This is a genomic window from Microbispora hainanensis (assembly GCF_006874475.1).
In the GTDB taxonomy this organism is placed as follows: Bacteria; Actinomycetota; Actinomycetes; order Streptosporangiales; family Streptosporangiaceae; genus Microbispora; species Microbispora hainanensis.
In genome coordinates this window covers 84,405-111,321 of the sequence record NZ_VIRM01000003.1, presented here as the reverse complement: position 1 = coordinate 111,321, position 26,917 = coordinate 84,405, and the positions used below count along the sequence as shown (strand labels likewise).

Annotated in this window: 23 protein-coding genes; 22 read left to right on the top strand and 1 reads right to left on the bottom strand. The window is 73.1% G+C overall.

The window, feature by feature from the left end; genetic code table 11:
- Nucleotides 1–95: 95 nt before the first annotated feature.
- The 20 genes from pyrR to FLX08_RS03335 all read left to right on the top strand — a co-directional run bounded on the left by pyrR (nucleotide 96) and on the right by FLX08_RS03335 (nucleotide 23,816).
- Nucleotides 96–653: a bifunctional pyr operon transcriptional regulator/uracil phosphoribosyltransferase PyrR gene (pyrR, locus tag FLX08_RS03440; protein WP_142616713.1), complete on the top strand. Its 558-nt coding sequence runs from the start codon at nucleotides 96–98 to the stop codon at nucleotides 651–653.
- Complete coding sequence (locus FLX08_RS03435) at nucleotides 650–1,585, top strand: aspartate carbamoyltransferase catalytic subunit (RefSeq protein ID WP_142616712.1); 936 nt, start codon at nucleotides 650–652, stop codon at nucleotides 1,583–1,585. The genes pyrR and FLX08_RS03435 overlap by 4 nt, the downstream gene beginning before the upstream one ends.
- A gap of 26 nt (nucleotides 1,586–1,611) precedes the next feature.
- Entirely contained in the window at nucleotides 1,612–2,913 is a 1,302-nt protein-coding gene (locus tag FLX08_RS03430; RefSeq protein ID WP_142616711.1) for a dihydroorotase, read from the top strand.
- A complete protein-coding gene (gene carA / locus FLX08_RS03425) occupies nucleotides 2,910–4,136 on the top strand; it encodes a glutamine-hydrolyzing carbamoyl-phosphate synthase small subunit (RefSeq protein ID WP_142616710.1) in 1,227 nt (408 codons plus the stop codon). The genes FLX08_RS03430 and carA overlap by 4 nt, the downstream gene beginning before the upstream one ends.
- Nucleotides 4,129–7,407 carry a carbamoyl-phosphate synthase large subunit gene (carB, locus tag FLX08_RS03420; protein ID WP_142616709.1) on the top strand — a complete coding sequence of 1,093 codons (3,279 nt, stop codon included), beginning with the start codon at nucleotides 4,129–4,131 and terminating at the stop codon, nucleotides 7,405–7,407. The genes carA and carB overlap by 8 nt, the downstream gene beginning before the upstream one ends.
- 114 nt (nucleotides 7,408–7,521) lie before the next feature.
- A complete protein-coding gene (locus tag FLX08_RS03415; protein ID WP_142616708.1) occupies nucleotides 7,522–8,379 on the top strand; it encodes a dihydroorotate dehydrogenase electron transfer subunit in 858 nt (285 codons plus the stop codon).
- Nucleotides 8,380–8,400: 21 nt separating this feature from the next.
- Entirely contained in the window at nucleotides 8,401–9,375 is a 975-nt protein-coding gene (locus tag FLX08_RS03410) for a dihydroorotate dehydrogenase (RefSeq protein ID WP_142616707.1), read from the top strand.
- Nucleotides 9,372–10,070, top strand: coding sequence for an orotidine-5'-phosphate decarboxylase (pyrF, locus tag FLX08_RS03405; protein ID WP_142616706.1), 699 nt, complete (start codon nucleotides 9,372–9,374; stop codon nucleotides 10,068–10,070). The genes FLX08_RS03410 and pyrF overlap by 4 nt, the downstream gene beginning before the upstream one ends.
- 219 nt (nucleotides 10,071–10,289) lie before the next feature.
- Entirely contained in the window at nucleotides 10,290–10,613 is a 324-nt protein-coding gene (gene mihF, locus FLX08_RS03400; RefSeq protein ID WP_030450375.1) for an integration host factor, actinobacterial type, read from the top strand.
- Nucleotides 10,614–10,735: 122 nt separating this feature from the next.
- Nucleotides 10,736–11,296 (top strand): guanylate kinase, encoded by a 561-nt coding sequence (gmk, locus tag FLX08_RS03395; protein ID WP_244312323.1) that lies wholly within the window; start codon nucleotides 10,736–10,738, stop codon nucleotides 11,294–11,296.
- Between the two features lie 13 nt (nucleotides 11,297–11,309).
- Complete coding sequence (gene rpoZ / locus FLX08_RS03390) at nucleotides 11,310–11,573, top strand: DNA-directed RNA polymerase subunit omega (protein WP_142616704.1); 264 nt, start codon at nucleotides 11,310–11,312, stop codon at nucleotides 11,571–11,573.
- Nucleotides 11,574–11,587: 14 nt separating this feature from the next.
- Nucleotides 11,588–12,931, top strand: coding sequence for a bifunctional phosphopantothenoylcysteine decarboxylase/phosphopantothenate--cysteine ligase CoaBC (gene coaBC, locus FLX08_RS03385; RefSeq protein ID WP_244312316.1), 1,344 nt, complete (start codon nucleotides 11,588–11,590; stop codon nucleotides 12,929–12,931).
- Between the two features lie 69 nt (nucleotides 12,932–13,000).
- Nucleotides 13,001–13,369, top strand: coding sequence for a hypothetical protein (locus FLX08_RS03375; protein WP_142616703.1), 369 nt, complete (start codon nucleotides 13,001–13,003; stop codon nucleotides 13,367–13,369).
- Between the two features lie 186 nt (nucleotides 13,370–13,555).
- Entirely contained in the window at nucleotides 13,556–14,743 is a 1,188-nt protein-coding gene (metK, locus tag FLX08_RS03370; protein WP_142616702.1) for a methionine adenosyltransferase, read from the top strand.
- A gap of 143 nt (nucleotides 14,744–14,886) precedes the next feature.
- Nucleotides 14,887–17,697, top strand: a complete 2,811-nt coding sequence (locus FLX08_RS40365; RefSeq protein ID WP_280117082.1) for a primosomal protein N' family DNA-binding protein — start codon at nucleotides 14,887–14,889, stop codon at nucleotides 17,695–17,697.
- A gap of 40 nt (nucleotides 17,698–17,737) precedes the next feature.
- The gene (locus FLX08_RS03355; protein WP_142616701.1) at nucleotides 17,738–19,405 is read left to right on the top strand and encodes a hypothetical protein; all 1,668 of its coding nucleotides are present in this window, start codon (nucleotides 17,738–17,740) and stop codon (nucleotides 19,403–19,405) included.
- 23 nt (nucleotides 19,406–19,428) lie between these two features.
- Complete coding sequence (locus FLX08_RS03350) at nucleotides 19,429–20,670, top strand: hypothetical protein (protein ID WP_142616700.1); 1,242 nt, start codon at nucleotides 19,429–19,431, stop codon at nucleotides 20,668–20,670.
- Nucleotides 20,671–20,716: 46 nt separating this feature from the next.
- Nucleotides 20,717–21,265 (top strand): peptide deformylase, encoded by a 549-nt coding sequence (gene def / locus FLX08_RS03345; RefSeq protein ID WP_142616699.1) that lies wholly within the window; start codon nucleotides 20,717–20,719, stop codon nucleotides 21,263–21,265.
- Nucleotides 21,265–22,194: a methionyl-tRNA formyltransferase gene (fmt, locus tag FLX08_RS03340; RefSeq protein WP_142616698.1), complete on the top strand. Its 930-nt coding sequence runs from the start codon at nucleotides 21,265–21,267 to the stop codon at nucleotides 22,192–22,194. Before def ends, fmt begins: the two co-directional genes overlap by 1 nt.
- A 122-nt stretch (nucleotides 22,195–22,316) precedes the next feature.
- Entirely contained in the window at nucleotides 22,317–23,816 is a 1,500-nt protein-coding gene (locus FLX08_RS03335; RefSeq protein WP_142616697.1) for an RsmB/NOP family class I SAM-dependent RNA methyltransferase, read from the top strand.
- 12 nt (nucleotides 23,817–23,828) lie between these two features.
- Here the strand turns inward: FLX08_RS03335 and FLX08_RS03330 are convergent, their stop codons facing one another.
- On the bottom strand, nucleotides 23,829–24,701 hold the full coding sequence (locus tag FLX08_RS03330) for a winged helix-turn-helix transcriptional regulator (RefSeq protein WP_142616696.1): 873 nt from the start codon (nucleotides 24,699–24,701) through the stop codon (nucleotides 23,829–23,831).
- Nucleotides 24,702–24,756: 55 nt separating this feature from the next.
- Here FLX08_RS03330 and FLX08_RS03325 point away from each other — a divergent pair, with 55 nt between their 5' ends.
- The gene (locus tag FLX08_RS03325) at nucleotides 24,757–26,043 is read left to right on the top strand and encodes an MFS transporter (RefSeq protein WP_142616695.1); all 1,287 of its coding nucleotides are present in this window, start codon (nucleotides 24,757–24,759) and stop codon (nucleotides 26,041–26,043) included.
- Nucleotides 26,044–26,123: 80 nt separating this feature from the next.
- Complete coding sequence (gene rpe / locus FLX08_RS03320) at nucleotides 26,124–26,795, top strand: ribulose-phosphate 3-epimerase (protein ID WP_142616694.1); 672 nt, start codon at nucleotides 26,124–26,126, stop codon at nucleotides 26,793–26,795.
- Nucleotides 26,796–26,917 lie beyond the last annotated feature (122 nt).

Below are 26,917 nucleotides of genomic sequence, written 5' to 3'. Positions count from 1 at the left end.
CGGGAGGGGGGTTCGCAGACGGCCCTGATACTCTAAGCAGAACCGACACCCTTTTAAGACCCGTCCCGTGAGGCGGGAAAGGTGGTGACTTTTTGATGTCTGATGCCCGAAATCAGGCCCGCGCCGTACTGGAGGGGCCCGACATCCACCGGGCGCTCACCCGGATCGCACACGAGATCCTCGAACGCACCAGGGGTGCGGAGAACATCGTCCTGATCGGGATCCCCACCCGCGGCGCCACCCTCGCGCACCGCATCGCCGGGCGCATCGCCCAGTTCGAGGAAATCAAAGTCCCCGTCGGCGCCATCGACGTCACGATGTACCGCGACGATCTGCGCCTGCGGCCCGCACGTCCGCTCGGCCGCACCGAACTGCCCCAGGACGGTGTGGACGGCAGGACCGTCGTCCTCGTGGACGACGTCCTCTACTCCGGCCGCACCGTCCGCGCCGCGCTCGACGCGCTGAACGACGTGGGCAGGCCCAGGGCCGTCCAGCTCGCCACGCTCGTCGACCGCGGCCACCGCGAGCTGCCGATCCGCGCCGACTACGTCGGCAAGAACCTGCCGACCTCCAAGAGCGAGAAGGTCAAGGTCTTCCTTGAGGAGACCGACGGACGCGACGCGGTCGTGCTCATCAAGGAGGACGACCGATGAAGCATCACCTGATCTCGACCGGCGACCTCACCCGCGACGACGCGCTCCTCATCCTCGACACGGCCGAGGAGCTGGCGCAGGTCTCGCAGCGGTCCATCAAGAAGCTGCCGACGCTGCGCGGCCGCACGGTGGTGAACCTCTTCTTCGAGGACTCAACCCGCACCCGCATCTCCTTCGAGGCCGCGGCCAAGCGCCTGTCGGCCGATGTGATCAACTTCTCGGCCAAGGGGTCGAGCGTGTCCAAGGGCGAGTCGCTGAAGGACACCGCGCTCACCCTGGAGGCCATGGGCGCCGACGCGGTGGTGATCCGGCACAGCGCCTCGGGCGCGCCGCACCGCCTGGCCACCTGGGTGCGCGGCAGCGTGATCAACGCCGGGGACGGCACCCACGAGCACCCCACCCAGGCGCTGCTCGACGCCTTCAGCATCCGCCGCAGGCTCGGCCGCCTGGAGGGCCTGAAGATCGCCATCGTGGGCGACGTGCTGCACAGCCGGGTCGCCCGGTCCAACGTGCTGCTGCTGCACACGCTCGGCGCGGAGGTGACGCTGGTCGCCCCGCCGACCCTGCTGCCGGTGGCCGTCGAGACCTGGCCCTGCCAGGTCTCGTACGACCTCGACGCCGTGCTGCCCAAGTCGGACGTCGTGATGATGCTGCGGGTCCAGCTCGAACGGATGAACGCGGCCTACTTCCCCTCGGCGCGGGAGTACAGCCGCCGCTACGGCCTCGACCGCGACCGCTTCGCCCGCCTGCACGACGACGCCGTCGTCATGCACCCCGGCCCGATGAACCGCGGCATGGAGATCTCCGCGGAGGTCGCCGACTCGCCGCGCTCGACGATCGTCGAGCAGGTCACCAACGGCGTGACGGTCCGGATGGCCGTCCTCTACCTGCTGCTCGGCGGTTCCGAGCCCGCGATCGGAGGCGCCGAATGAGCACGTACGACGTTCACGAGGGAACTGTGACCACCATCCTCATCAAGGGCGCGCGGATCCTGGGCGGCGCCCCCGGCGACATCCTGCTGCGCGACGGCGTCGTGGCGGAGATCGGCGACCTCTCGGGCGCGAAGGCCGGACAGACGATCGACGCCGACGGGCTGGTCGCCCTGCCCGGCCTGGTCGACCTGCACACCCACCTGCGCGAGCCCGGCCGGGAGGACGCCGAGACCGTCGAGACCGGCACCCAGGCCGCGGCGCGGGGCGGATACACCGCCGTCCACGCGATGGCCAACACCTCCCCGGTGGCCGACACCGCCGGCGTGGTGGAGCAGGTCTGGCGGCTCGGCCAGGAATTCGGCCACTGCGACGTGCAGCCCGTGGGCGCGGTGACCTCCGGCCTCGAAGGCCGCCAGCTCGCCGAGCTCGGCGCGATGGCCGACTCCGCGGCCCGCGTGCGGGTCTTCTCCGACGACGGCAAGTGCGTGTCCGACGCCGTGCTGATGCGCCGGGCGCTGGAGTATGTCAAGGCGTTCGGCGGCGTCGTCGCCCAGCACGCCCAGGAGCCCCGGCTGACCGAGGGCGCCCAGCTCAACGAGGGCGAGGTGTCGGCCAGGCTCGGCCTGACCGGCTGGCCGGCGGTCGCCGAGGAGGCGATCATCGCGCGCGACTGCCTGCTCGCCGCGCACGTCGGCTCCCGGCTGCACGTCTGCCACGTCTCCACCGCGGGCTCGGTCGAGATCATCCGCTGGGCCAAGTCGAAGGGCTGGGACGTGACCGCCGAGGTCACCCCCCACCACCTGCTGCTGACCGACTCCTGCGCGGAGAGCTCGCCGCTGGGGCCATACAACCCGATCTACAAGGTGAACCCGCCGCTGCGCACCGCCGACGACGTGCGGGCGCTGCGCGAGGCGCTGGCCGACGGCACGATCGACTGCGTGGCCACCGACCACGCGCCCCACCCGGTCGAGGACAAGGAGACCGAGTGGGCCGCGGCGGCCATGGGCATGATCGGCCTGGAGACGGCTCTGTCCGTGGTCCAGGAGGCCATGGTCGAGACCGGGCTGCTCGACTGGGCCGGGGTGGCCGACCGCATGTCCGCGCGGCCGGCCAGGATCGGCAGGCTCGCCGGCCACGGCCGCCCGATCGAGGCCGGCGCCCCCGGCAACGTCACGCTGTACGACCCGTCGGTCCGGCAGCCGGTGGACCCGTCCGCGATGACGTCGAAGAGCCGCAACACCCCCTACGAGGGGCTGACCCTGCCCGGCCGCGTCGTCGCGACGTTCCTGCGCGGCCGCCCCACCGTTCTCGAAGGGAAGCTCGTATGACAGCCCTGCTCGTGCTCGAGGACGGACGCGTCTTCGAGGGAACCCCGTACGGCGCCGTGGGCGAGACGTTCGGCGAGATGGTCTTCAACACCGGCATGACCGGCTACCAGGAGACGCTCACCGACCCCTCCTACCACCGCCAGATCGTGGCGATGACCGCCCCGCACATCGGCAACACCGGCGTCAACGACGAGGACCCCGAGTCCGGCAGGGTCTGGGTCGCGGGCTACGTGGTGCGCGAGCCGTCCCGGATCCCGTCGAACTGGCGCTCCCGCAGGACGCTCGACGACTACCTGCGCGACCAGGGCGTGGTCGGCATCGCCATGCCCGGCACCCGCGCCCTCACCCGCCACCTGCGCGAGCGCGGCGCGATGCGCGCGGGCGTCTTCAGCGAGGGCGGCGACATCGGCGAGCTGGTCGAGCGGGTGCGGCGCTCACCCGGCATGGAGGGCGCCGACCTGGCCCGCGAGGTCAGCACGGCCGAGCCGTACGTCGTGCCGGCGCGCGGCCGCAAGCGCTTCACCGTCGCCGCGGTCGACCTGGGCATCAAGGCGATGACGCCGGAGCGGATGTCCGAGCGGGGCTGCGAGGTGCACGTGCTGCCGGCGACCGTCACGGCGGCCGACATCCTCGCCCTCGACCCGGACGGCGTCTTCTTCTCCAACGGCCCCGGCGACCCGGCCACGGCCGACTACGCGGTCGAGTCGCTGCGCGAGGTGCTGGACGCGGGCGTGCCGTTCTTCGGCATCTGCTTCGGCAACCAGATCCTCGGGCGGGCGCTCGGCCTCGGCACCTACAAGCTGCGGTACGGCCACCGCGGGGTGAACCAGCCGGTGCAGGACCGCAGGACCGGCAAGGTCGAGATCTCCGCGCACAACCACGGCTTCGCCGTGCGCGCGCCGCTCGACGGCCCCTTCGAGACCCCGTACGGCGCGGCCGAGGTGAGCCACGTCAACCTCAACGACGACTGCGTCGAGGGGCTGCGCCTGCTGGACCGTCCCGCGTTCAGCGTGCAGTACCACCCCGAGGCGGCCGCGGGCCCGCACGACGCCGCGTACCTGTTCGACGAGTTCTGCGAGCTGATGGAGCGCAGGAGGGAGCGAGGGAGCGGCGCGCAGCGTGTCTCCCCACCTGCGAGCGAGGCTCAGTCATTTGGCGCGCCCCAGGCACGACGGAGCGCGACCGAGGACACCGACGACAAGAAGGGGGCCAAGGGTGCCTAAGCGTACGGACATCAGGTCCGTCATGGTGATCGGCTCCGGCCCGATCGTCATCGGACAGGCGTGCGAGTTCGACTACTCCGGCACCCAGGCCTGCCGCATCCTGCGCAGCGAAGGCTTCCGGGTCATCCTCGTCAACAGCAACCCCGCCACGATCATGACGGACCCGGAGTTCGCCGACGCCACCTACGTCGAGCCGATCACGCCGGACATCGTCGAGAAGATCATCGCCAAGGAGCGGCCCGACGCGCTGCTGCCCACGCTGGGCGGCCAGACGGCGCTCAACACCGCCGTGGCGCTCCACGAGGCGGGCGTGCTCGACAAGTACGGCGTCGAGCTGATCGGCGCCGACATCGACGCCATCCAGGCGGGGGAGAACCGCGAGCGGTTCAAGGAGATCGTCGCCAAGGTCGCCGCCGAGCGCGGCCTCAACGCCGAGTCGGCGCGCAGCGCGATCTGCCACACCATGGACGAGTGCCTGGCCGCGGCCGGCGAGCTGGGATACCCCGTCGTCGTCCGCCCGAGCTTCACCATGGGCGGCGCCGGCTCCGGCTTCGCCCACGACGAGCAGGAGCTGCGCCGCATCGCGGGCGCCGGCCTCGACGCGTCCCCGACCACCGAGGTGCTCCTTGAGGAGTCGATCCTCGGCTGGAAGGAGTACGAGCTCGAGGTCATGCGGGACCGCCACGACAACGTGGTCATCGTGTGCTCCATCGAGAACATCGACCCGATGGGCGTCCACACCGGCGACAGCGTGACGGTGGCGCCCGCGCTGACGCTGACCGACCGCGAATACCAGAACATGCGCGACGTCGCGATCGCGGTCATCCGCGAGGTCGGCGTGGACACGGGCGGCTGCAACATCCAGTTCGCGGTCGACCCGGAGACCGGCCGCATGATCGTCATCGAGATGAACCCGCGCGTGTCGCGGTCGTCGGCGCTGGCGTCCAAGGCCACCGGCTTCCCGATCGCCAAGATCGCCGCCAAGCTCGCCATCGGCTACACCCTCGACGAGATCCCCAACGACATCACCAAGGAGACCCCGGCGTCGTTCGAGCCGTCGCTCGACTACATCGTGGTCAAGGTGCCGAGGTTCGCGTTCGAGAAGTTCGCCGGGGCCGACCAGACGCTGACCACCCACATGAAGTCGGTCGGCGAGGCGATGGCGATCGGCCGCTCCTTCCCGGAGGCGCTGCAGAAGGCGCTGCGGTCGCTGGAGAAGAAGGGGTCGTCGTTCAGCTGGGCGGGCGAGCCCGGCGACCTGGACGAGCTCCTGGAGGCCTGCCGCAGGCCGCACGACGGACGGCTGCGCACCATGCAGCAGGCCATCAGGGCGGGCGCGACCCCCGAGCAGGTCCACGAGGCCACGTCGGTGGACCCGTGGTTCGTCGACCAGCTCTTCGCGATCGACGAGGTCGCCCGGTCGATCACCGCGCTCGACCGGCCCACCCTGGAGCTGGCCAAGCGGCACGGCTTCAGCGACGCGCAGATCGCCGAGATCCTGGGCGTGCCGGAGCCCGAGGTGCGGTCCGCGCGCCACGAGCTCGGCGTCCGGCCCGTCTACAACACCGTGGACACCTGCGCCGCCGAGTTCGCCGCGCGCACGCCGTACCTCTACTCCACATACGACGAGGAGACCGAGGTGCCGGTGGGGGACCGGCCCAAGGTGATCATCCTGGGCAGCGGGCCCAACCGCATCGGCCAGGGCATCGAGTTCGACTACGCCTGTGTGCACGCGTCGTTCGAGCTGGCCAGGGCCGGCTACGAGACCGTGATGGTCAACTGCAACCCCGAGACCGTCTCGACCGACTACGACACCTCCGACCGGCTCTACTTCGAGCCGCTCACCCTGGAGGACGTCCTGGAGGTCGTGCACGCCGAGCAGCAGACCGGGCCGGTGGCCGGCGTCATCGTGCAGCTCGGCGGCCAGACGCCGCTCGGGCTCGCCCAGGCGCTCAAGGACGCGGGGGTGCCCGTGGTCGGCACCTCGCCGGAGTCGATCCACCTCGCCGAGGACCGCGGCGCGTTCGGACGGGTCCTCGCCGAGGCCGGGCTGCCCGCGCCCAAGCACGGCACCGCGACGACCGTGGACCAGGCGAAGGCCGTCGCCGAGGAGATCGGCTACCCGGTGCTCGTGCGGCCGTCGTACGTGCTCGGCGGCGCCGGCATGGCCATCGTGTACGACGAGGACACCCTCGGGGCGTACATGGCGAAGGCGGCCTCCGAGCACCCGGTGCTGATCGACCGGTTCCTCGACGACGCGATCGAGATCGACGTGGACGCGTTGTTCGACGGCGAGGAGCTCTATCTCGGCGGCGTCATGGAGCACATCGAGGAGGCCGGCATCCACTCCGGCGACTCGGCGTGCGCCCTGCCGCCGATCACGCTGGGCGGCTTCGACATCAAGCGGATCCGCTCGGCCACCGAGGCCATCGCCCGTGGCGTGGGCGTGCGCGGCCTGCTGAACGTCCAGTACGCCATGGCCTCCAACGTGCTGTACGTCCTGGAGGCCAACCCGCGGGCCAGCCGTACGGTGCCGTTCGTGTCCAAGGCCACGGCGGTGCCGCTGGCCAAGGCGGCGGCGCGGCTGATGCTGGGCGCGACGATCGCCGAGCTGCGCGCCGAGGGCATGCTGCCGGCCGGCTACGACGGCGGCACGCTGCCGCTGGACGCGCCGGTCGCGGTCAAGGAGGCGGTGCTGCCGTTCAACCGGTTCCGCGGCGTGGACATCGTCCTCGGGCCGGAGATGCGCTCGACCGGCGAGGTCATGGGCATCGACGAGTTCTTCGGCACGGCCTTCGCCAAGTCGCAGGCGGCGGCCTACGGAGCGCTGCCGACCAAGGGACGGGCGTTCGTCTCGGTCGCCAACAAGGACAAGCGGGCCATGATCTTCCCCGTGAAGGCGCTCGCGGACCTCGGCTTCGAGATCCTGGCCACGGAGGGCACCGCCGAGGTGCTGCGCCGCAACGGCGTACGTGCCAAGATCGTGCGCAAGCACAGCGACGGGACGGGGCCCGGCGGCGAGCCGACGATCGTGCGGCGCATCCTCGACGGAGAGGTGGACCTCATCGTGAACACCCCGTTCGGCAGCCCCGGTCAGGGCGGGCCGCGCCTGGACGGGTACGAGATCCGCACCGCCGCCGTCAACCGCGGCATCGCCTGCATCACGACCGTCCAGGGCCTCGCGGCTGCCGTGCAGGGCATCCAGCACATCGTCAGGGGCGACATCGACGTGTGTTCCCTGCAGGAACACGCCAGGAGGCTGCGAGACTGAACGCGGAGGACGCGCGAGCGGAGCGAGCGCCATGAGCAGGGTGGCGTGAGGGAAGCGAGCGCCATGAGCAGGGTGGCGTGAGGGAAGCGAGCGCCATAGGCAGGGAGGAAGGGAGTGGCCGGGAGTCCGGTTCAGGTCACGGGGACGGTGCTGACGACGCGCCGCGTGGACGCCTACCATGCGCTCACGGTCGTCGCACCGGGCATCGCCGACCGGTTCCGGCCCGGCCACTTCGTCACGGTCGCCGTCGGAGGCCGCAACTCCTCGATGCTCACCCGGCGGGCCTTCACGATCCACGACGTGAAGCCGGACTACGGTGGCACGGTGGAGCTCGTCTTCGGCGTGCGCGGTGCCGGGACGGCCTGGCTCGCCGACCTCCGGGCGCGCGACACGCTCGACCTGGTCGGCCCGCTCGGCCGTCCGTTCCCCCTGCCCCGCGACCCCTGCACCTGCGTACTGGTCGGCGACGAGCACGGCGCGGCGCCGCTGTTCGCGCTGGCGGACGCGCTGCAGCAGCGGGGCTGCCGCATCGACTTCGTGCTGGGGGCGCCGTCGGCCGACCGGGTCTTCGGGGCGCTGCGGGCCCGCAGGATGGGCGAGACGACCACGCTGACGACCGAGGACGGCTCGCTGGGCATGCGCGGCACGGTGACCGACGTGCTGCCCGGGGTGATCGCCGACGCGCGGGCCGACGCGGTCTACGCGTGCGGGCCGATGGTGACGCTGCGCGGCGTCACGGCGGTCGCCGCCGAGTTCGGCATCCCCGTGCAGGTGGCCGTGGAGGAGTCCATGGCCTGCGGCATCGGGGTCTGCATGACGTGCGTCGTGCCGGTCATCGGCGACGACGGCGTGACCCGCATGGTCCGCGCCTGCACCGAGGGGCCGGTGTTCCGGGGCGAGCGGGTGCGGTTCGACGACGTCGGGACGATCCCGTTCGACGCGCTCGGCGCGCCCGGCGGACGGCATGCCTGAGCCGGGGCGGGGGAGGCGGCCGTGACCGCCGACCTGCGCACGTACCTGGCCCATGTGGAGCTGCCCAACCCCGTGCTGACCGCCTCGGGCTGCGGCGGGACGGGCCGCGAGCTGGCCCAGTTCTCCGACGTCCACCGGCTGGGCGCGTTCGTCACCCGGTCGATCACCATGGCCCCGCGCGCGGGACGGCCGACGCCCCGGATGGCCGAGACCCCCTCCGGGCTGCTGAACGCCGTCGGCCTGCAGGGCCCCGGCGTCGAGGCGTTCCTGGAGCGCGAGCTGCCGTGGCTGGCCGAGCGCGGAGCCCGCACGGTCGTGTCGATCGGCGGCGGCACCGTGACCGAGTACACCGCGCTGGCGCGGCGCCTGGCCGGCGTCGAGGGCATCACCGCCGTGGAGATCAACCTGTCGTGCCCGAACGTCGAGGACCGCGGCAGGGTGTTCGCCCGCGAGGGGGCCGCCGCGGCGGAGGTCGTGGCCTCGGTGCGCGCGGCCACGCCGTACGAGGTGCCGGTGATCGCCAAGCTGTCCCCGGACGTGGCGGACGTCGTCGCGGTCGCACGCGCGTGCGTGGACGGCGGCGCCGACGCCCTCGCCATGATCAACAACCCGATCGGGATGAGCATCGACGTGGACACGATGCGCCCCTCGCTCGCGGCCGGCACCGGCGGTCTGTCCGGCCCCGCCGTACGGCCCCTGGCGGTGCGCTGCGTGTGGCAGGTGCACGCGGCGCTGCCGGGAGTGCCCATCATCGGCATGGGCGGCGTGACGACGGGCAGGGACGCCCTTGAGCTCGTCCTGGCGGGCGCCTGCGCCGTCGCTGTGGGCACGGCGCTGTTCCACGACCCCTACGCCTGCCCGCGCGTCCTGAGGGAGCTTGAGGAGCTTCTGCAGGAGCGGGGGTTCGACCGGCTCGCCGACGCCGTGGGCCTGGCCCACCGCCCGGCGGGCGCGCAACCACGAACACGCACAGATCTCGAGGAGAGTTCGCTTTGACCACGCCTGCTCCCATCGCCGTCGCCCTGGACGCGCCCGACATGGAGACCGCGGCCCGCTGGGCCGGTCTGGTCACCCCGCACGTTTCCACGGTGAAGGTGGGGCTGGAGCTCTATCTGCGCTACGGGCCCGACGTGATCGCCTCGGTGCGCGGCGCGAGCGGCGTGCAGGTCTTCCTGGACCTCAAGCTGCACGACATCCCCAACACCGTCGGCGCCGCCACCCGGGCGGTGGCCCGGCTCAAGCCGACGTACCTCACCGTGCACGCCGCGGGGGGTCACGCGATGGTCAAGGCGGCCGTCGAGGCGGCCCCCAACACCCAGATCGCGGCCGTGACGCTCCTGACGTCGCTTTCCGAGGCGGATCTCGGCGAGATAGGCATCCAGGGACCCCCTGCCGACATCGCGCGCCGTATGGCCGCCGTGGCCGTCGGGGCGGGCGCCCAGGCCCTCGTCTGCTCGCCCAGGGAGGTCGCGGCCGTACGCGACGAGGTCGGCCCGGACGTGACATTGATCACTCCTGGCGTGCGGCCCGCCGGCGCCGACACCCAGGACCAGGCGCGGGTGGCCACGCCGGAGTACGCGATCGCCCAGGGGGCCGATCTGCTGGTGATCGGACGGCCCATCACCGGGGCGCCCGACCCCGGGGCGGCGGCCGCCGGGATCGCCGCCGCGCTGCGCCGCGTGAGCGCCTGAGCGGGCCCTCTCCGGCCTCGGACGCCGTCACCTTGCGTCATCCTGCTTAGGGCCTGCTGAGGCGGTTTTGATCTACGAAGAGTGACTTTTCGAATACCAAAAGTAGTAAAATCAATTTTGTAGTCCGAGAAACCGCCCTTGACGTTGCCGTTACGGCCAAGACCAGCTAGTTTCCCCTCCCGTCCGAGTACATCGACAAGAAATTCGAGGTGACCCGGCGTGGCTCTTCCTCCCCTGACCCCCGAGCAGCGCGCCGCAGCTCTTGAGAAGGCTGCCAAGGCACGCAAGGAGCGTGCCGAGGTCAAGAACCGGCTCAAGCACGGCGCGGTTTCGCTGGCTGAGGTGCTGAAGGATGGGCAGACCGACGACGTCATCGGCAAGATGAAGGTCTCGGCTCTGCTGGAGTCGCTCCCTGGCGTCGGCAAGGTCCGCGCCAAGCAGCTCATGGAGCGCCTTGGTATCGCCGAATCCCGCCGCGTGCGGGGTCTCGGCGCCAACCAGCGCGCCTCCCTGGAGCGCGAGTTCGGCGGCGCCGAGAGCTGATCTCGGCGACGTACGAGCGAGTTTCACGGGGGTACGGAGTGACCGACATGTCCCGGTCCGCTGGAGATCGGGCCCACGAGGCAGTCGCGACCAGCGGGTCCAGGACACACGGCGGTGACTCCATGCCTCGCCCGCGCCTGACGGTCCTGTCCGGTCCGTCGGGTGTGGGGAAGTCCACGGTCGTCGCCGAGCTCCGGCGGTCCCACCCAGAGGTGTGGCTGTCGGTCTCGGTGACAACCCGGAAGCCCCGCCCGGGGGAGCAGCACGGCGTGGAGTACTTCTTCGCCGGCAACGACGAGTTCGACCGGCTCGTCGCCTCCGCGGAGCTTCTGGAGTGGGCCGAGTTCGCCGGCAACCGCTACGGCACGCCCAGAGGGCCGGTGCTGGAGAAGCTGGCGACAGGGGTCCCCACCCTGCTGGAGATCGACCTCCAGGGCGCCAGGCAGGTGCGCAAGACGATGCCCGATGCCCTGCTGGTGTTCCTCGCCCCGCCGAGCTGGGAGGAGCTGGAGCGGCGGCTGCGCGGCCGCGGCACCGAGCCTCCCGACGTGATCGCCCGGCGCCTGGAGATGGCCCGGATCGAGCTGGCGGCGGAGAAGGAGTTCGATCTCACGATCGTCAACACGTCCGTCAAGGACGTGTGCCACCGGCTGATAACCTTGATGGGAAACTCACCTAGCTAGGGGAATCACTGACGTGGCAAGCAGCTCCGCCTACGCGGAAGGCATCACCAACCCGTCGATCGACGCACTTCTCGACATCGTCGACAGCAAGTACAGCCTCGTGATCATGGGTGCGAAGCGGGCGCGCCAGATCAACGCCTACTACTCGCAGCTCGGCGAGGGCCTGCTGGAGTACGTGGGGCCCCTCGTGGAGACCCACGCCCAGGAGAAGCCGCTGTCCATCGCGCTGCGCGAGATCTCCGAGGGCCTCCTCACCTCTGAGCCCATCGAGGGCTGAGCGCCGCCTCCGTCATGACGTCTGTCGTGCTGGGCGTGAGCGCCGGCATCGCGGTCTACAAGTCCTGCGAGCTGCTCCGCCTGTTCACCGAGTCGGGGCACGACGTGCGCGTCGTGCCGACCCGTGACGCTCTGCGGTTCGTCGGCGAGCCGACCTGGGCCGCGCTGTCGGGCAATCCGGTGACCACCGAGGTGTGGGAGTCGGTGCACGAGGTGCCGCACGTGCGCATCGGGCAGTCCGCCGACCTGGTGGTCGTCGCCCCGGCGACGGCGGACGTGCTGGCCCGCGCCGCGCACGGGCTGGCCAACGACCTGCTCACCAACACCCTGCTCACGGCACGGTGCCCGGTGGTGTTCGCGCCCGCTATGCACACCGAGATGTGGGAGCACCCGGCCACACGGGCGAACGTGGCGACGCTGCGCGAGCGCGGCGCGATCGTGATCGAGCCCGCCGTCGGCCGGCTCACCGGCGCCGACACCGGCCCCGGGCGGCTGCCCGACCCCGCCGAGATCTTCGAGGTGTGCCGCCGGGTGCTGGCCGGGCGGCGCGAGGACCTGGCCGGCCGGCACGTCGTCGTCTCTGCCGGAGGCACCCGCGAGGCGATCGACCCCGTGCGCTTCATCGGCAACCGGTCTTCCGGGCTGCAGGGCTACGCCTTCGCCCGTACGGCCGTCGCCCGGGGCGCGGAGGTCACGCTCGTGGCGGCGAACGTGACGCTGCCCGACCCCGCGGGCGCGAAGGTCGTCCGGGTCGAGTCGGCGCGGCAGCTGCGCGACGCGGTCCTGGCGGCGGCCGAGCACGCCGACGCGGTCGTGATGGCCGCCGCGGTCGCCGACTTCCGGCCCGTACGGCAGAGCGACACGAAGATCAAGAAATCGTCCGCCGAGCCCGATCCGATCCATCTGGCGAAAAATCCAGACATCCTGGCCGAGCTGGGGGAGATCCGCCGGGCCAAGCGGGAGACGTACGCCGAGGCGACGGGCGACGGACGCGAGACCGGCGACGGCCCGGGCGCCGTGCGGGACGCCGAGGCCGATGGGCCGGGCGCCGCGGAGGACGCCGAGGCCGATGGGCCGGGCGCCGCGGAGGACGCCGGGGCCGGCGGGCCGCGTCCCCGGGTGATCGTGGGATTCGCGGCGGAGACCGACGACGTCCTGGCCAACGGCAGAGCCAAGCTGGAACGCAAGGGCTGCGACCTGCTCGTGGTGAACCAGGTCGGGGAGAACCTCGCGTTCGGCACGCCGGACAACGCGGCGGTCGTCCTCACTGCGGAGGGCGGGTCCGTGGAGATTCCGAGGGGTCCCAAAGAGGATCTCGCCGACGTAGTGTGGGATTTGGTGGCGCAGCGTCTCGCCTGACCTTCGCGTGGTGCCGGCGCGGGCGCCCGCCCCAGCCCCCACAGGTCGTGCGTCGAGGGAGCGATCGCCATGCCGGTGTCCGCCACGATCAGGGAGCGCTGCCGGGCGATGCTCGGCCCCGGAGAGGACATCCGTTACGTGTTCCCCGCGGTGGCCCTGCCGCCCCCTGCCACGATCGGTTTCCTCGTCGTCGTGACGGACCGGTCGATCACCCTGCTGTCCACCAAGATGTTCAGCAGGGACGAGCCGTCGGGGGTGTGGGCGCGCTACCCCCGGCGCACCCGGCTCGGGCCGATCGAGTTCGGGTCGGGTCCCCGCATCGAAATCGGCGGCATGACCCTGGAGGTCGACGACGAGTACGCCGCCGTGGTGGCGGCGGCGGACGCGGAGGCGTTCACACCCGGTGACCTGCCCAGAGACCCCCTGCCCGATCTCTGACACGCCGTAGGCGGGCGCGGCGGGCCCGTTCGCGGGCAGCAACCCCGGTGACCCGAATCCGGATGGCTTCGCGGCTCCGCAGCGCCTAGGGCTAGACTCGCGTGAGCATCGAGTGACCGCGGTGGGGCCCGGCTCTACCGCCGGTCACTCATGGACGTCAGCAGCCGCTGCATGAGGAGCCCTGAGTTGTCCCGTCGCCTGTTCACCTCCGAGTCGGTCACCGAGGGCCACCCGGACAAGATCGCCGACCAGATCAGTGACGCGATTCTCGACGCCATGCTCAAGGACGACCCCAAGAGCCGGGTCGCCGTCGAGACGCTGATCACCACTGGCCAGGTCCACGTCGCCGGCGAGGTGACGACGGAGACCTACGTCGACATCCCCGCCCTGATCCGCGAGAAGATCCTCGAGATCGGTTACGACGCCTCCCACAAGGGCTTCGACGGCGCCTCCTGTGGCGTGTCGGTGTCCATCGGCGCGCAGTCGCCGGACATCGCGCAGGGCGTGGACGACGCCTACGAGCACCGCGAGGGCGAGGGCGCCGACGACTTCGACCGTCAGGGCGCGGGCGACCAGGGCCTGATGTTCGGCTACGCCTGCCGTGAGACCCCCGAGCTGATGCCGCTGCCGATCCAGCTCGCGCACCGGATGGCCCGCCGCCTGTCCGAGGTGCGGAAGAACGGCACGGTTCCCTACCTGCGCCCCGACGGCAAGACCCAGGTCACGATCGAGTACGACGGCGACCGCCCGGCCCGCCTCGACACCGTCGTCGTCTCCACCCAGCACGCCCCGGAGATCGATCTGCGGGAGATGCTGACCCCCGACATCCGCGAGCACGTGGTCGAGCCCGTGCTGGCCGACCTGGAGATCGAGACCGAGGGCTACCGCCTGCTGGTCAACCCGACCGGCCGCTTCGAGATCGGCGGGCCCATGGGCGACGCCGGCCTCACCGGCCGCAAGATCATCATCGACACCTACGGCGGCATGGCCCGCCACGGCGGCGGCGCCTTCTCCGGCAAGGACCCGTCCAAGGTCGACCGCTCGGCCGCCTACGCCATGCGCTGGGTCGCCAAGAACGTCGTCGCGGCCGGCCTGGCCGACCGCTGCGAGGTCCAGGTCGCCTACGCCATCGGCAAGGCCCAGCCGGTCGGCCTGTTCATCGAGACGTTCGGCACCGAGAAGGCGCCGGTCAACGTGATCCAGGACGCGGTGCTCCAGGTCTTCGACCTGCGCCCTGCCGCGATCATCCGCGATCTCGACCTGCTGCGCCCGATCTACTCCGAGACCGCCGCGTACGGCCACTTCGGCCGCGAGGGCTTCTCCTGGGAGTCCACCGACCGGGCCGACGCCCTGCGTACGGCCGCGGGTCTGTGACCCCCGCCTGACGGCACCGCACTGCGGGCGGCGCCCGCCTCTGCCGGCGGGCGCCGCCCGGGCATGCCCGCCGGGCAGCCGGATGTCCACAGGCGGTGGGCGTACGTGCGATTGCGGCTCGCCTCGTCTGGTAGGACGTAGACGTGACCGAGCCGACCCGCGCCCCGCATCCTCAGGAGGCGCTCCTTCCGGCGCCCCCGGCCGCCGCACGGCGGCCCGAGCGGGCGCCCGGCGCGGCACCGCAGAGGCAGGGAGCGACAGCGCAGAGGCAGGGAGCGACAGCGCAGAGGCAGGGAGCGACAGCGCAGAGGCAGGGAGCGACAGCGCAGAGGCAGGGAGCGACAGCGCAGGGGCAGGGAGCGACAGCGCAGGGCCGGGGCGCGCGGGGGCAGGATGCCGCCGCACGAGGTCAAGGCGCGGCGGCGCAGAGGCAGGGTGCCGCAGCGCGGGGTGCCACGGGGCGAGCGCGGACGGGCGCCTCCAAGGGCGCGCGTGAGGCGGCGCAGAACCTTCCCGTCGCCAGGGTCGTCGTTGACACGCCGCTGCCGCACCTCGACCGTCCCTTCGACTACCTGGTCCCCACCACGATGGACGCCGAGGCGGTGCCCGGCTGCCGGGTGCGCGTCCGCTTCGCCGGGCAGCTCGCCGACGGCTTCCTGCTCGAACGGCTCCCCGAGAGCGAGCACGAGGGCCGGCTGTCCTTCCTGGAACGAGTGATCTCCCCGGAGCCCGTCCTCACCCCCGACATCGCGCGGCTGGCCCGCGCCGTGGCCGACCGCTACGCCGGGACCATGTCGGACGTCCTGCGGCTGGCCGTTCCGCCGCGGCACGCCCGGGTCGAGGGCGAGGCGAGAACCCCCGCCCGCCGGGCGGCTTCCCCGGGCGACGGCGACGTTCCTCCGCCCGCCCCCGAGCCCGTACGCGCGACCGCCGACGACGGCCATCCCTCACGCCCCGCCGAGGACGTGGGATCGGGGCAGGAGGCGGCCCCTCAAGATGCGGGGCCCGCGGCGGCGATCCGCGGAGAGACCACGCCATCCGAAGCCGCACGACACGAGGCGGTGCGAGGGGAGGCGGCACGACCCGAGCCCGCGTCACACGAGGCCGCGCGAGGCGAGGCCGCGCCCGAGGCGGTGCCGCATGAGACCGTGCCACGCGGGGAGGCGGGGCGGCACGCGGTGCGGGCGTATGGGGACGCCTGGGGGGCCTACCCGGCCGGCGCGTCCTTCCTGGAGGCGCTGGCCGAGGGCAGGGCCCCGCGCGCCGTGTGGACGGCCCTGCCCGGCACGGACGCGGACGGGCCGGCGTGGCCGCACGCCATCGCGGCCGCCGCGCGCGCGACGCTGGACGGCGGCCGGGACGTCGTCGTGGTGGTGCCCGACGGCAAGGACGTGGCGCTGGTGACCGCGGCCCTGGGGGACACGCCGCACGTGGCGATCACGGCGGACCTCGGGCCCGCGGAGCGCTACCGGCGCTGGCTCAAGGCGCTGCGCGGCGAGATCGGCATCGTGGTGGGCAACAGGCCCGCGGCGTACGCGCCGGTGGCCCGCCTGGGGCTGGCGGTCGTCTGGGACGACGGCGACGACCTGCACGCCGAGCGCCACGCGCCCTATCCGCACGCACGGGAGGTGCTCGCCCTGCGGGCGTACCAGGCCGGGGCGGGCCTGCTCGTCGGCGGCTACGCGCGCACGGCCGAGGCCACGGCGCTCGCCGAGACGGGCTGGGCCGCGCCGCTCGTCCCGGACAGGGCGGCGGTCAGGGCCCGGGCGCCCCGGGTGCGCCCGGCGGGTGACGACGCGGAGCTGGCCCGCGACCAGGCGGCCAGGGCGGCGCGCCTGCCCAGCATCGCCTGGCGGGCGCTGCGGGAGGGCCTGGAGCACGGTCCTGTGCTCGTCCAGGTGCCGCGCAGGGGCTACCTGCCCGCGCTGGCGTGCCGTCACTGCCGTGCCCCCGCCCGCTGCTCGGGCCTGCCGCTGGTGCGCCCTGCCCCGGCGGCGGACGCCGCCCCGGGAGGCGCGCCGGCGCTCGGCGGCGACGCGCGGGGCCGCGCCGCGACGGCCACGGGACGCGGATCGAACCTCCATCGGCCCGGAGCCCCCGCCGAAACCGGCCAGGCGGGCGGCAGGGCGGGGGGCAGGGCGAGACCGCTCGCGGAGCCGGTGCTCATGGAGCCCACGGCCACCGGGCCGGTGTGCTCGGGCCCGCTCGCGCTGCGCGGCGGGCACGCCGTGCCCTACTGCCGCTGGTGCGGCCGGATCGCGGGCGACTGGCGCTGCCCGTCCTGCGGCGGGACGGGCGTGCGGGCCGTCATCGTGGGCGCCCGGCGCACCGCCGAGGAACTGGGCCGGGCCTTTCCTTCGGTGGCCGTGCGCACCAGCGGACGCGACGGCGTGCTCGCGACGGTGAGCGGCGCCCCCGCGCTGGTCGTGGCGACGCCCGGGGCCGAGCCCGTGCCGGACGGCGGCTACGCGGCCGCCGTGCTGCTCGACGGGTGGGCGCTGCTGGGCCGTCCCGACCTGCGCGCGGCCGAGGAGGCGCTGCGGCGCTGGATGAACGCCGCCGCACTGCTGCGGCCGGCGGGGGAGCTGGTCGTCCTGGCCGACGCCGCGGTGCCCGCCGTACAGGCCCTGCTGCGCTGGGACCCCGTCACCTTCGCGGAACGCGAGCTCGACGAGCGGGCCGAGCTGGGTTTTCCCCCGGCCGTCCGGATGGCGACGCTGACGGGCCCGGCCGCGGCGATCCGGGAGACGCTGACGGCCGCCGACCTGCCTTCCGGAGCGCAGGTGCTGGGGCCGGTGCCGGTGGACGGCGGGCTGGAGCGGGCGATGGTCCGGGTGCCGCGCTATCTCGGGTCCGCGCTGGCCCGGGCGCTCAAGGGCGCCTCCGGTGTGCGCTCCGCGCGCAAGGCTCCGGACGTGGTCCGTGTGAACATTGATCCGCTCGACCTCATCTGACCGATTCGCCTCGCACAAAGCGAGCCGTTAGCGTGCCCCTGTGTCGATCGAATGGGTGAACCGGGCCATCGACGGCCTGCGTGCCTGGGGGCGCGAGCGGAACGTCGAGGTCGACGTCGACGAGGTACGTCTGCTGTGCGACTACGCCAGCGACTACCTGGAGGTGAACGAGCTGGGCGATTTCCGGCCGGGCACCTTCGAGGAGCTCCTGCTGGAGATCTATCCGCGCAAGGTCATCGCGCCGCCGGAGAGCGCGGCGGAGACGGTCGCCGCGGCGCGGACACTGGTCGAGTTCCTGCTGGACACGGGCGAGATCGGCAGCAAGACGGCCGTCCGGATGCGGGAGACGATCGACCGCATCGAGCCCGAGATGCCGCAGGCGCTGGCCGACACGTCCAAGTTCGGCATGGCCAAGAGCCTGTTCAGCGCGATCGGGCCCGACTCCCTGGAGCTCGACGCGGCCCAGTCCGCGCGGGCGGAGGACGCGGCGGACGGCGGCGAGTGCGACTGCCCCGGCTGCGCGCCCCTGCCGCCCGTACGGCTCGCGCCGCGTGAGGAGGTGGCGCGGGCCGTACGCGAGGTGCCGCTGCTGCGCGACGCCCACCTGGTGGTGACCTGGCTGGCGGAGGGCGGCCGCACGGTGACCAAGCGCCGGTCCATGCGGGTCAGGGACGCGCGGGCGTGCACGGCCGAGCTCGGCGTCGAGTGCCCGGAGCCGGCGTGGCGGCTCGCGCTCGACCTGGGCCTGGCCCGGCTCGACGGCACGGCCGTCGTGGTCGCGGAGGACTTCCGCGAGCTGGACGCGCGCGGTGAGGACGAACTGCTCGACCTGTGGCGGTCGGCGCTGGAGTTCCTCGTCGAGAGGCCCGTGCCGCTCACCGGGGAGGCGGTCGTGGACGAGGGGATGTCCCAGATCCACGACCTGCTCTATCGGCTGCAGTCGCCCGTCCCGGTGGACGCGCTCGCCGACTACCTGCGCGAGGTGGCCGCGGGGCGGCCCGTCGGGCGGCTCGACGAGGCGCTGACCACTCTGGTGTATGCGGGAACGGTCCAGCGGACCGAGGACGGCCTGGCTCTGACCGCGCACGCCCTGTGGGGCCTGCGGGAGCTGTACGCCGGCATGGGCCTGGACGCCCCGCTCGCGCCCGCCCCGGCCGAGGGCGACGCGAGCGGGCTGATCGCCGGCCTGATCGGCGACGGCACGACGGACGAGGCGGCCGAGCGGGACATCGCCGAGTGGCTGTCGCGGCGCACCCCCGAGCAGGCGGCGTCGGAGCTGCTCGCCGCCGTGGCCGGCGCCCCGGCGGAGGTGCGCGGGGTCGCGGTGACCATCGTCGACCGGCTGGGCGTCGAGGCGGCGCCGGTCGTGCGGTCCTACCTGGACGACGCCGAGCTGCGTCCGCACGCGATCCACTGGCTGTCCTCGCGGGGCCTGAACGCGCCCGCGCTCACCCCCGAGGAGGTCCTGTGGGTGAGCGTCGACATGCTCGCGCTCGCGCTGCCCGCCGCCGAGGCCGACCCGGAGGGCTTCGCGGAGAACATCGCGGCCTCGGGGCCGCCCGCCCATCTGATCGAGGACATGTGGCGGGTCGACCACCCCGACGTGGTCGAGGTTCTCGAACTGCTCGGCAGCACGCTGACGGACCAGGCCGCCGCCAAAGCCGCCCGGAAAGCGGCTTTCAAGGCTCGTTCGCGGGGCATCAGGTGACTGCTGTGCAGTAAGTTGCTGGAATGGCCGACAGCGACGTGCTCACCTTCCCGCCGGTCGACATCGCCCCCGACGAGCAGCTCGTCCTCGCGGTGCGGGAGGTCCCGCTCGTGCGGGACGCCCGCCGCGTCGCCGAGTGGGTCGGGGCCCGCTGCGCGGCCTCTCCCCGGGGTGCGTGCGAGGTCACCGAGCAGGGGCTGCCGCACCCCGCCGAGGCCGAGGCGGTCGTCGCCGAGCTGGGCCTGGAGGCCGCCAGGCTGCGCCTGCTGTGGGTGGTCGCGGTCAACGGCCGCCTCGTGGAGGTCACCCGGCAGGGCGCCCGCCCCGGGCCCGGCGTGCCCGACCCCATGGAGTTCTGGGACGGCGTGGTCATGGACGTGCTCGACCGCACCGAGGAGGGCCTGACCGGGTCGGCGGTCATCGACGAGCACCTGACCGAGATCCTCGCGACGATCTACTCGGTGCGTGAGGGCATGCCGCTCGCCGCCCTGGCCGGCGGCATCCTCCAGGCCCACGAGGTGGGGTGCGACGCGCGGCCGGCGGACCTGCGGCGGCTGCGGATGACGCTGCCGGGGGAGCTGGCGGCGGCCATGGCGCTGCTGGAGTATTGCGGGCTGATCGAGCTGACCGGGGAGCTCGTCCGGCTCACCCAGCCGGGCGTGTGGGCCGTGCGCCGCGACCTGCTCAGGGAGGGCCACGACGCGCCGTCGCTCGGCGAGGTGGCCGCGCTCGCCGAGCTGGGCGCCGCCGAGCTCATCGACGCCATGCTGACCGGCCGGGCCTCGGCCAGCGCCGCCACGCTGTGGCTGGAGCGCCGGGTGCCCGAGGACGCGGCGCGCGAGCTCATCAAGATCGCCGCGTCGGGCAACGCCGCCCAGCGCGGCACCGCCGGGACCGTGCTGGAGGAGCTGGGCCCGGAGGCCGCGCAGGCCGTACGGGAGGCCCTGGACGAGCCGATGATGTGGCGCTACGCCGCGGCCTGGCTGGGCGTACGGGACCTGGAGGCGCCGGCCCTCGGCGAGGGCGACGGGGCCTGGGTGGCGGTGGACACCCTCGCCGCCCTGCTCTACATCGGCGCCCCGGTCGACTCGGTGGCCCATTTCGACCTCCTCGGGGAGGACCTGCTGACGCTGGTGCCCCAGATGGGCCGGGCCGACCACCCCGACGCCCTCGCGGTGCTGGAGATGCTCGGCAGGCACCACCCCGATCCGCTGATCGCCAAGACCGCCAGGAAGACGGCGATGAAGGTGCGTTCACGCCCGTAGACTGGGGTGATCCTCCTCGTGTACGTGACGTGAACGGAGTCAACCCTTGGCCATTCAGCCGATCCGCCTGTTCGGCGACCCGGTGCTGCGCACCCCGGCCGAGCCGGTGGTCGACTTCGACAAGGAACTGCGCAAGCTCGTCAAGGACCTGACCGACACCATGATGGACGCGCCGGGCGCCGGCCTGGCCGCGCCGCAGATCGGCGTCGGCCTGCGCGTGTTCACCTACTACGTTGACGAGCAGCTCGGGCACCTCATCAACCCCGATCTCGACCTCGGCGGCGATATCGACGAGGAGGGCGAGGAGGGCTGCCTGTCCTTCCCCGGCCTGACCTTCCCGACGCCCCGCGCGATCAGGGCGGTGGCCAAGGGCTTCAACATGCATGGCGAGCCGGTGACGATCGAGGGCACCGACCTCATGGCGCGCTGCTTCCAGCACGAGACCGACCATCTCGACGGCGTGCTGTTCATCGACCGCCTGGACCCCAAGCAGCGCAAGCTCGCGATGAAGGCGATCCGCGAGGCCGAGTGGAGCGGCCTGTCGGCGCCGGTGGTGAAGGTCTCGCCGCACGCCACGCAGGGAAGGGCCCTGTAGTGCGCCTGGTCTTCGCCGGCACGCCCGACACCGCGCTTCCGTCGCTGCGCGCCCTGCTGGACTCGCCCCGGCACGAGGTGGCGGCCGTGGTGACCCGGCCGGACGCGCAGTCGGGCCGTGGCCGCAAGGTGCATCCCAGCCCGGTGGCGCAGCTCGCGGAGGAGTCGGGGATCGAGGTGCTCAAGCCGGCGAAGGCCGCAGACCCGGAGTTCCTCGACCGGCTGAGGGCGATCGGCCCCGACTGCTGCCCTGTGGTCGCGTACGGCGCCCTGCTGCCGCAGGCGGCGCTCGACATCCCCCCGCAGGGGTGGATCAACCTGCACTTCTCCGTGCTGCCCGCCTGGCGCGGCGCGGCGCCCGTGCAGCACGCCGTGCTGCACGGCGACGACGTCACCGGCGCCTCGACCTTCCGCATCGTGAAGGAGCTGGACGCGGGGCCGGTGTTCGGCGTGCTCACCGAGCAGATCCGGCCGGACGACACGAGCGGCGCCCTGCTGGCCCGGCTCGCGGAGGCCGGCGCGGGCCTGCTGCTGGCCACGCTCGACGGGATCGAGGACGGCACGCTGGAGGCGCGCCCGCAGCCCGCCGACGGCGTCAGCATCGCCCCCAAGATCACGGTCGAGGACGCCAGGATCGACTGGACCGCGCCCGCGATGCGGGTCGACCGGCTGGTGCGGGCCTGCACTCCGGCTCCCGGTGCGTGGGCCGAGTTCCGCGGCCAGCGGGTCAAGATCGGCCCGGTGCGGCTCGCGCCCGACGCGGGCAAGCTCGCCCCCGGCGAGATCGCGGCCACGCGGAAGTCCGTCCTCGTCGGGACCGGCACCCACCCGGTGGAGCTCGGCGAGGTGCAGCCACAGGGCAAGCGCCAGATGAGCGCGGCCGAATGGGGCCGCGGCGTCCGGTTCGCGGATGGTGAGACCCTGGTCTGAACGGCCCCGCGACGGCGTCGCCGGTGACATCGCAGGTGACGTCGCAGGTTACAGGGCCGAAGGCGGCAGCATCGAGATGGGCAGGGTCGTGGCAGGGTCGTGGCAGGGTCGAGGGTGACACCGTGAATCAGGGCAGAGGGCAGGGCGGCGGCGCGCGGCGTGGCCAGAGGAGTGGCCAGGGCGGCGGCCCGGGGGGCGACTCCGGACAGGGCCGCCCGGGGCGCGGCGGCAGGCCGGGACGCGGCGGGCAGGCCGCGCACGCGGCGAAGGCGGGGCAGCCGCGGCAGGGCCGCGGACGCCCGCCCCGCGACGAGGCGCGCAACGCCGCCTACGACCTGATGCGCGCCGTCGACGAGCGCGACGCGTACGCGAACCTGCTCATGCCCACCCTGCTGCGGCAGCGGCGGATCTCCGGCCGTGACGCGGCCCTCGCCACCGAGCTGGCGTACGGCACGCTGCGCGGCCTCGGGACCTACGACGAGGTCATCGCCGCGTGCAGCGACCGGCCGCCGGAGGAGGTGGACCCGCCGCTGCTCGACGCGGTGCGCCTGGGCGTCCACCAGCTTCTGCGCACCCGGATCCCGCCCCACGCGGCGGTCAGCGCCACCATCGACCTCGTGCGGCTGCGTGTCGGGCCGGGCCCGTCCCGCTACGCCAACGCCGTGCTGCGCAAGGTCGCGGGCCGCACGCTGGAGCAGTGGCTGGAGATCGTCGCCCCGCCGCGTGACCAGGACCCGATCGGCAACCTGGCGATCGCCTACAGCCACCCGCGCTGGATCGTCACCGCTCTGCGCGACGCGGTCGGCGGTGACGTGGACGAGACGGCCGCGTTGCTTGAGGCCGACAACGAGCGGCCCCGCGTGGCGCTGGTGGCGCGGCCGGGCCGGGCGACGGTGGAGGAGCTGGTCGCGGCGGGGGCCGAGCGTGGCGCCTACTCGCCGTACGCCGCCTATCTGCCGGAGGGCGACCCCGGCTCCCTGCCGGCGGTGGGGGGGGCGCGGGCCGCGGTGCAGGACGAGGCCAGCCAGCTCGTGGCGCTCGCGCTGACCCGTGTGCCGCTCGACCAGGACTCCACCTGGCTGGACATGTGCGCGGGCCCGGGAGGGAAGGCCGGGCTGCTCGACGCGGTGGCGGCCCAGCGCGGCGCCCGGCTGCTCGGCGCCGACGTGCAGTATCACCGCGCCCGGCTGGTGTGGGGCACCACCCGCGAGGCGAAGGTGATCACGGCCGACGGCACGCGGCCCGCCTGGCGGCCGGGCGCGTTCGACCGGGTGATGCTCGACGCCCCCTGCACCGGGCTCGGCGCCCTGCGCAGGCGTCCGGAGGCCCGATGGAGGCGAGACCCCCGGAGCATCCCCGAGCTGACCGCGCTGCAGCGGCGGCTGCTCGGCTCGGCGCTCGAGGCCGTCCGGCCGGGCGGTGTCGTCGCGTACGTCACCTGCTCGCCGCACCTGGCCGAGACCAGGGCGGTGGTGGAGGACGTGCGCGACCGCGTGGAGGTGCTGGACGCCCGCGCGTTCCTGCCGGAGGTGCCCGGCCTCGGAGACGGCCCGTACGCCCAGTTCTGGCCGCACCGGCACGGCACGGACGCGATGTTCCTCGCGCTGCTGCGCCGCACCTGACGGTCTCGGACGTTATCGATCGCGGACGATGGCGAGCATCTCGTCCACCGAACCGGCCGGATCGTTGATCGGGAACTGCACCGCCCGGATGATCCCGCCGGGGTCGGCCAGCAGAGTCAGGCGCTTGAAGCGGTCGGCGCCGGCCGTCCGGAAGGTCGGCAGCAGCAGCCCGGCGGCGAGCCTGCTGTCCTGGTCGGACAGCAGGGGATAGGGCAACTTCGCGTGCGCGACGAAGGCGGCCAGCTGGTCGGGCCGCTGCGTGCTCACGCCTCGGACCACGGCTCCTGCCGCCTCGAAGCCGGCACACCGTGACGCGTAGGTGAGAGCCTCCAGAGTGCAGCCCTTCGTCCCCGGGATGTCGGTCCAGCCGGGCGGGTAGCCCTGGGTGCCCGGGGCGAAGGCGCCGGGGAAGAAGAACAACACGCTCCAGACGCCCGGCGCGGCGGGCGTGACCGGTTCGCCGTCGTGCCGTTCCAGCACGACGTCCGGCACCTTCCGGCCGACCAGATCGTGCACGCGGCGGCTCTCGGCGGACCCGTCCTCGCTGGTCGCGGTCAGCGCCCCGTCGCCCATCACATGTCTGGTGCCCCAGTCCTGCAGGGCGATGAGCGCCGGCAGCAGGCCCTCGCCCTTCGCGGTCAGCACATAGTCGTAGCGCGGCGGGTGCTCGGAATAGGGCCGCTTCTCCAGCACCCCGTGGTCGACGAGCCCGGCCAGGCGTTCGGTCAGCGCTCGACGGCTGACGCCGAGCTCACGCTGAAGGCCGTCGAAGCGGGTGATGCCGCCGGCGACGTCCCGCACGATCAGGAACGTCCACCAGTCGCCGATCACTCCGAGGGCCTGCGCGATACCGCAGTCGGAGTCGGGGAGATCGGCGCGCTTCACGCGCTCCAGTATAGTGCGTTCCAGATTGGAACTCACTGAACGGAGAGGCGCCGGGATGGGAATCGACAGCGGAGGCGGGGCGGCCGTCTTCTGGCGGTGGTGGACGGCCGGCACGGTCAGCGCGGTCGGCTCGGCGGTCGGCGCGGTGGCGCTGCCGCTGACGGCCCTGACGGTCCTCGACGCCTCCGCGTTCGAGATGGGCCTGATCGTCGCCGCCGGTTATGTCGCCTGGGTCGTGATCGGCCTGCCCGCCGGGGTGGTGGTGCAGCGGCTTCCCATGCGAAGGGTGCAGGTCGGCGCCGACCTGGCCCGTGCGGCGGCGGTCGTCTCCATCCCGCTGGCCTGGTGGTTCGACCGGCTGACGGTCGCCCAGCTGGTGATCGTGGCCCTCGTGACGAGCTTCGCGAACGTCCTCTTCGACGTCGCCAACTCGACCTTCCTGCCGTCGATCGTGAGCAGGGAGCAGTTGCAGTCGCGCAACAGCCTGACGTCCGGCACTCACGCGACCACTCAGCTCGGCGGGCCGTCCGTCGGCGGCCTCGTCGTCCAGGTGCTCGGGGCGGTGCCCACCCTCCTCGTCGACGCGGCCGGCTACCTCGTCTCCGCCCTGCTGCTGCGGACCCTGCCCGAACGCCGCGCACAGGCACCCGACCGCTGGCCGCCGGTGCGCGCGATGATCGGCGAAGGCTGGCGTTTCGTGGTGCGTCACCCGGTCATGGGCCCGTGCATGTGGGCCGCCACCGCGGCCAACACGGTCTGCGGGGCACAGCAGGCGCTCTACGCGTTGTATCTCGTACGCGAGCTGCACGCCGCGCCCGGTCTCGTCGGCCTGCTGCTGGCGGCGGACGGCGTCGGCTCGCTGATCGGCGCGGCCCTGACGAACCGGGTCACGGCCTGGCTCGGCACCGCCCGCGCCCTGATCGTCGCCGGGTTCGCCACGGTCGCCGGGGCGCTCGTCGTCCCCCTCGGCGCCGGCTGGCCGGGCTTCGCCGCCTTCGCCGCGGGCAACGTGGTGTTCGCCGCCGGCATCGTGGTGATCAGTGTGGTGACCCGGACCTATCGGCAGATCGCCAGCCCGCCCGGCCTGCTGTCTCGGGTGATGGCCACGGTCCGCTTCGTCTCCTGGGGCGCGATCCCGATCGGCGGGTTGGTCGCCGGACTGGTCGCCGGGCTGCTCGGCGGCCGGACCACCTTGTTGATCTTCGTCGTCCCGGCCGTCTGCATCCCGCTGGTCCTGCTGGCCTCGCCGATCCGGCACCTGCGCGACCTCACCGGCTATCGGGGGAGCGGCGAATCCACCGGCCCGCCGCCGCATGACCGGCAGCTCGCCGCCGAGGCCTGAGCGAACGCCCGCGCCGTGCCGTCCGAGACGCCGGGGGAAGGGGCGGGACGCAGGTCCGGGCGAAATAGACTGCAGGCACTATGGCCGTTCAGATCTCGCCCAGCATCCTGTCCGCGGACTTCGCCCGCCTCGCCGACGAGGCCGCACGCGTCAAGGACGTCGCCGACTGGCTCCACGTCGACGTCATGGACTACCACTTCGTGCCGAACCTGACGCTCGGCCTGCCGGTCGTCGAGTCGCTGCTGAAGACCACCTCGACGCCGATCGACTGCCACCTCATGATCCATGACCCGGATCGGTGGGCACCGGACTACGCGGAGGCGGGCGCGGCAAGTGTGACGGTCCACGCAGAGGCGGCCAAGGCCGTCGTACGCACGCTGCGGGCGATCCGCGCCGCCGGGGCCAGGGCCGGTCTGGCGCTGAACCCGGCGACCGCCGTCGAGGGGTACGAGGACCTGCTGCCCGAGATCGACATGATGCTCGTCATGACCGTCGAGCCGGGCTTCGGCGGGCAGCGATTCCTCGACATCGTGCTGCCGAAGCTGGCGCGGGCCCGGGCGCTGATCGACAAGTACGGCGGCGAGGTGTGGCTCCAGGTCGACGGCGGTGTGTCCGCGGAGACGATCGAGCGCTGTGCCGAGGCCGGGGCCGACGTCTTCGTGGCGGGCAACGCCGTCTACGGCTCGGACGACCCCGCCCGCGCCGTCGAGGAGCTCAGGAGCCTCGCCGAACGGGCCGCCCCGCCCGCCTGAACGGCCTTGTCCGGCCCGGCGCCGGTGCAGGCACGGGCAGCGGGCGTACTTGGGATGCGGGAAAACGGCGACGGGCGCGAGCCCCCGAGGGGGCCGCGCCCGTGGCGTGTGTCAGTGAGAGC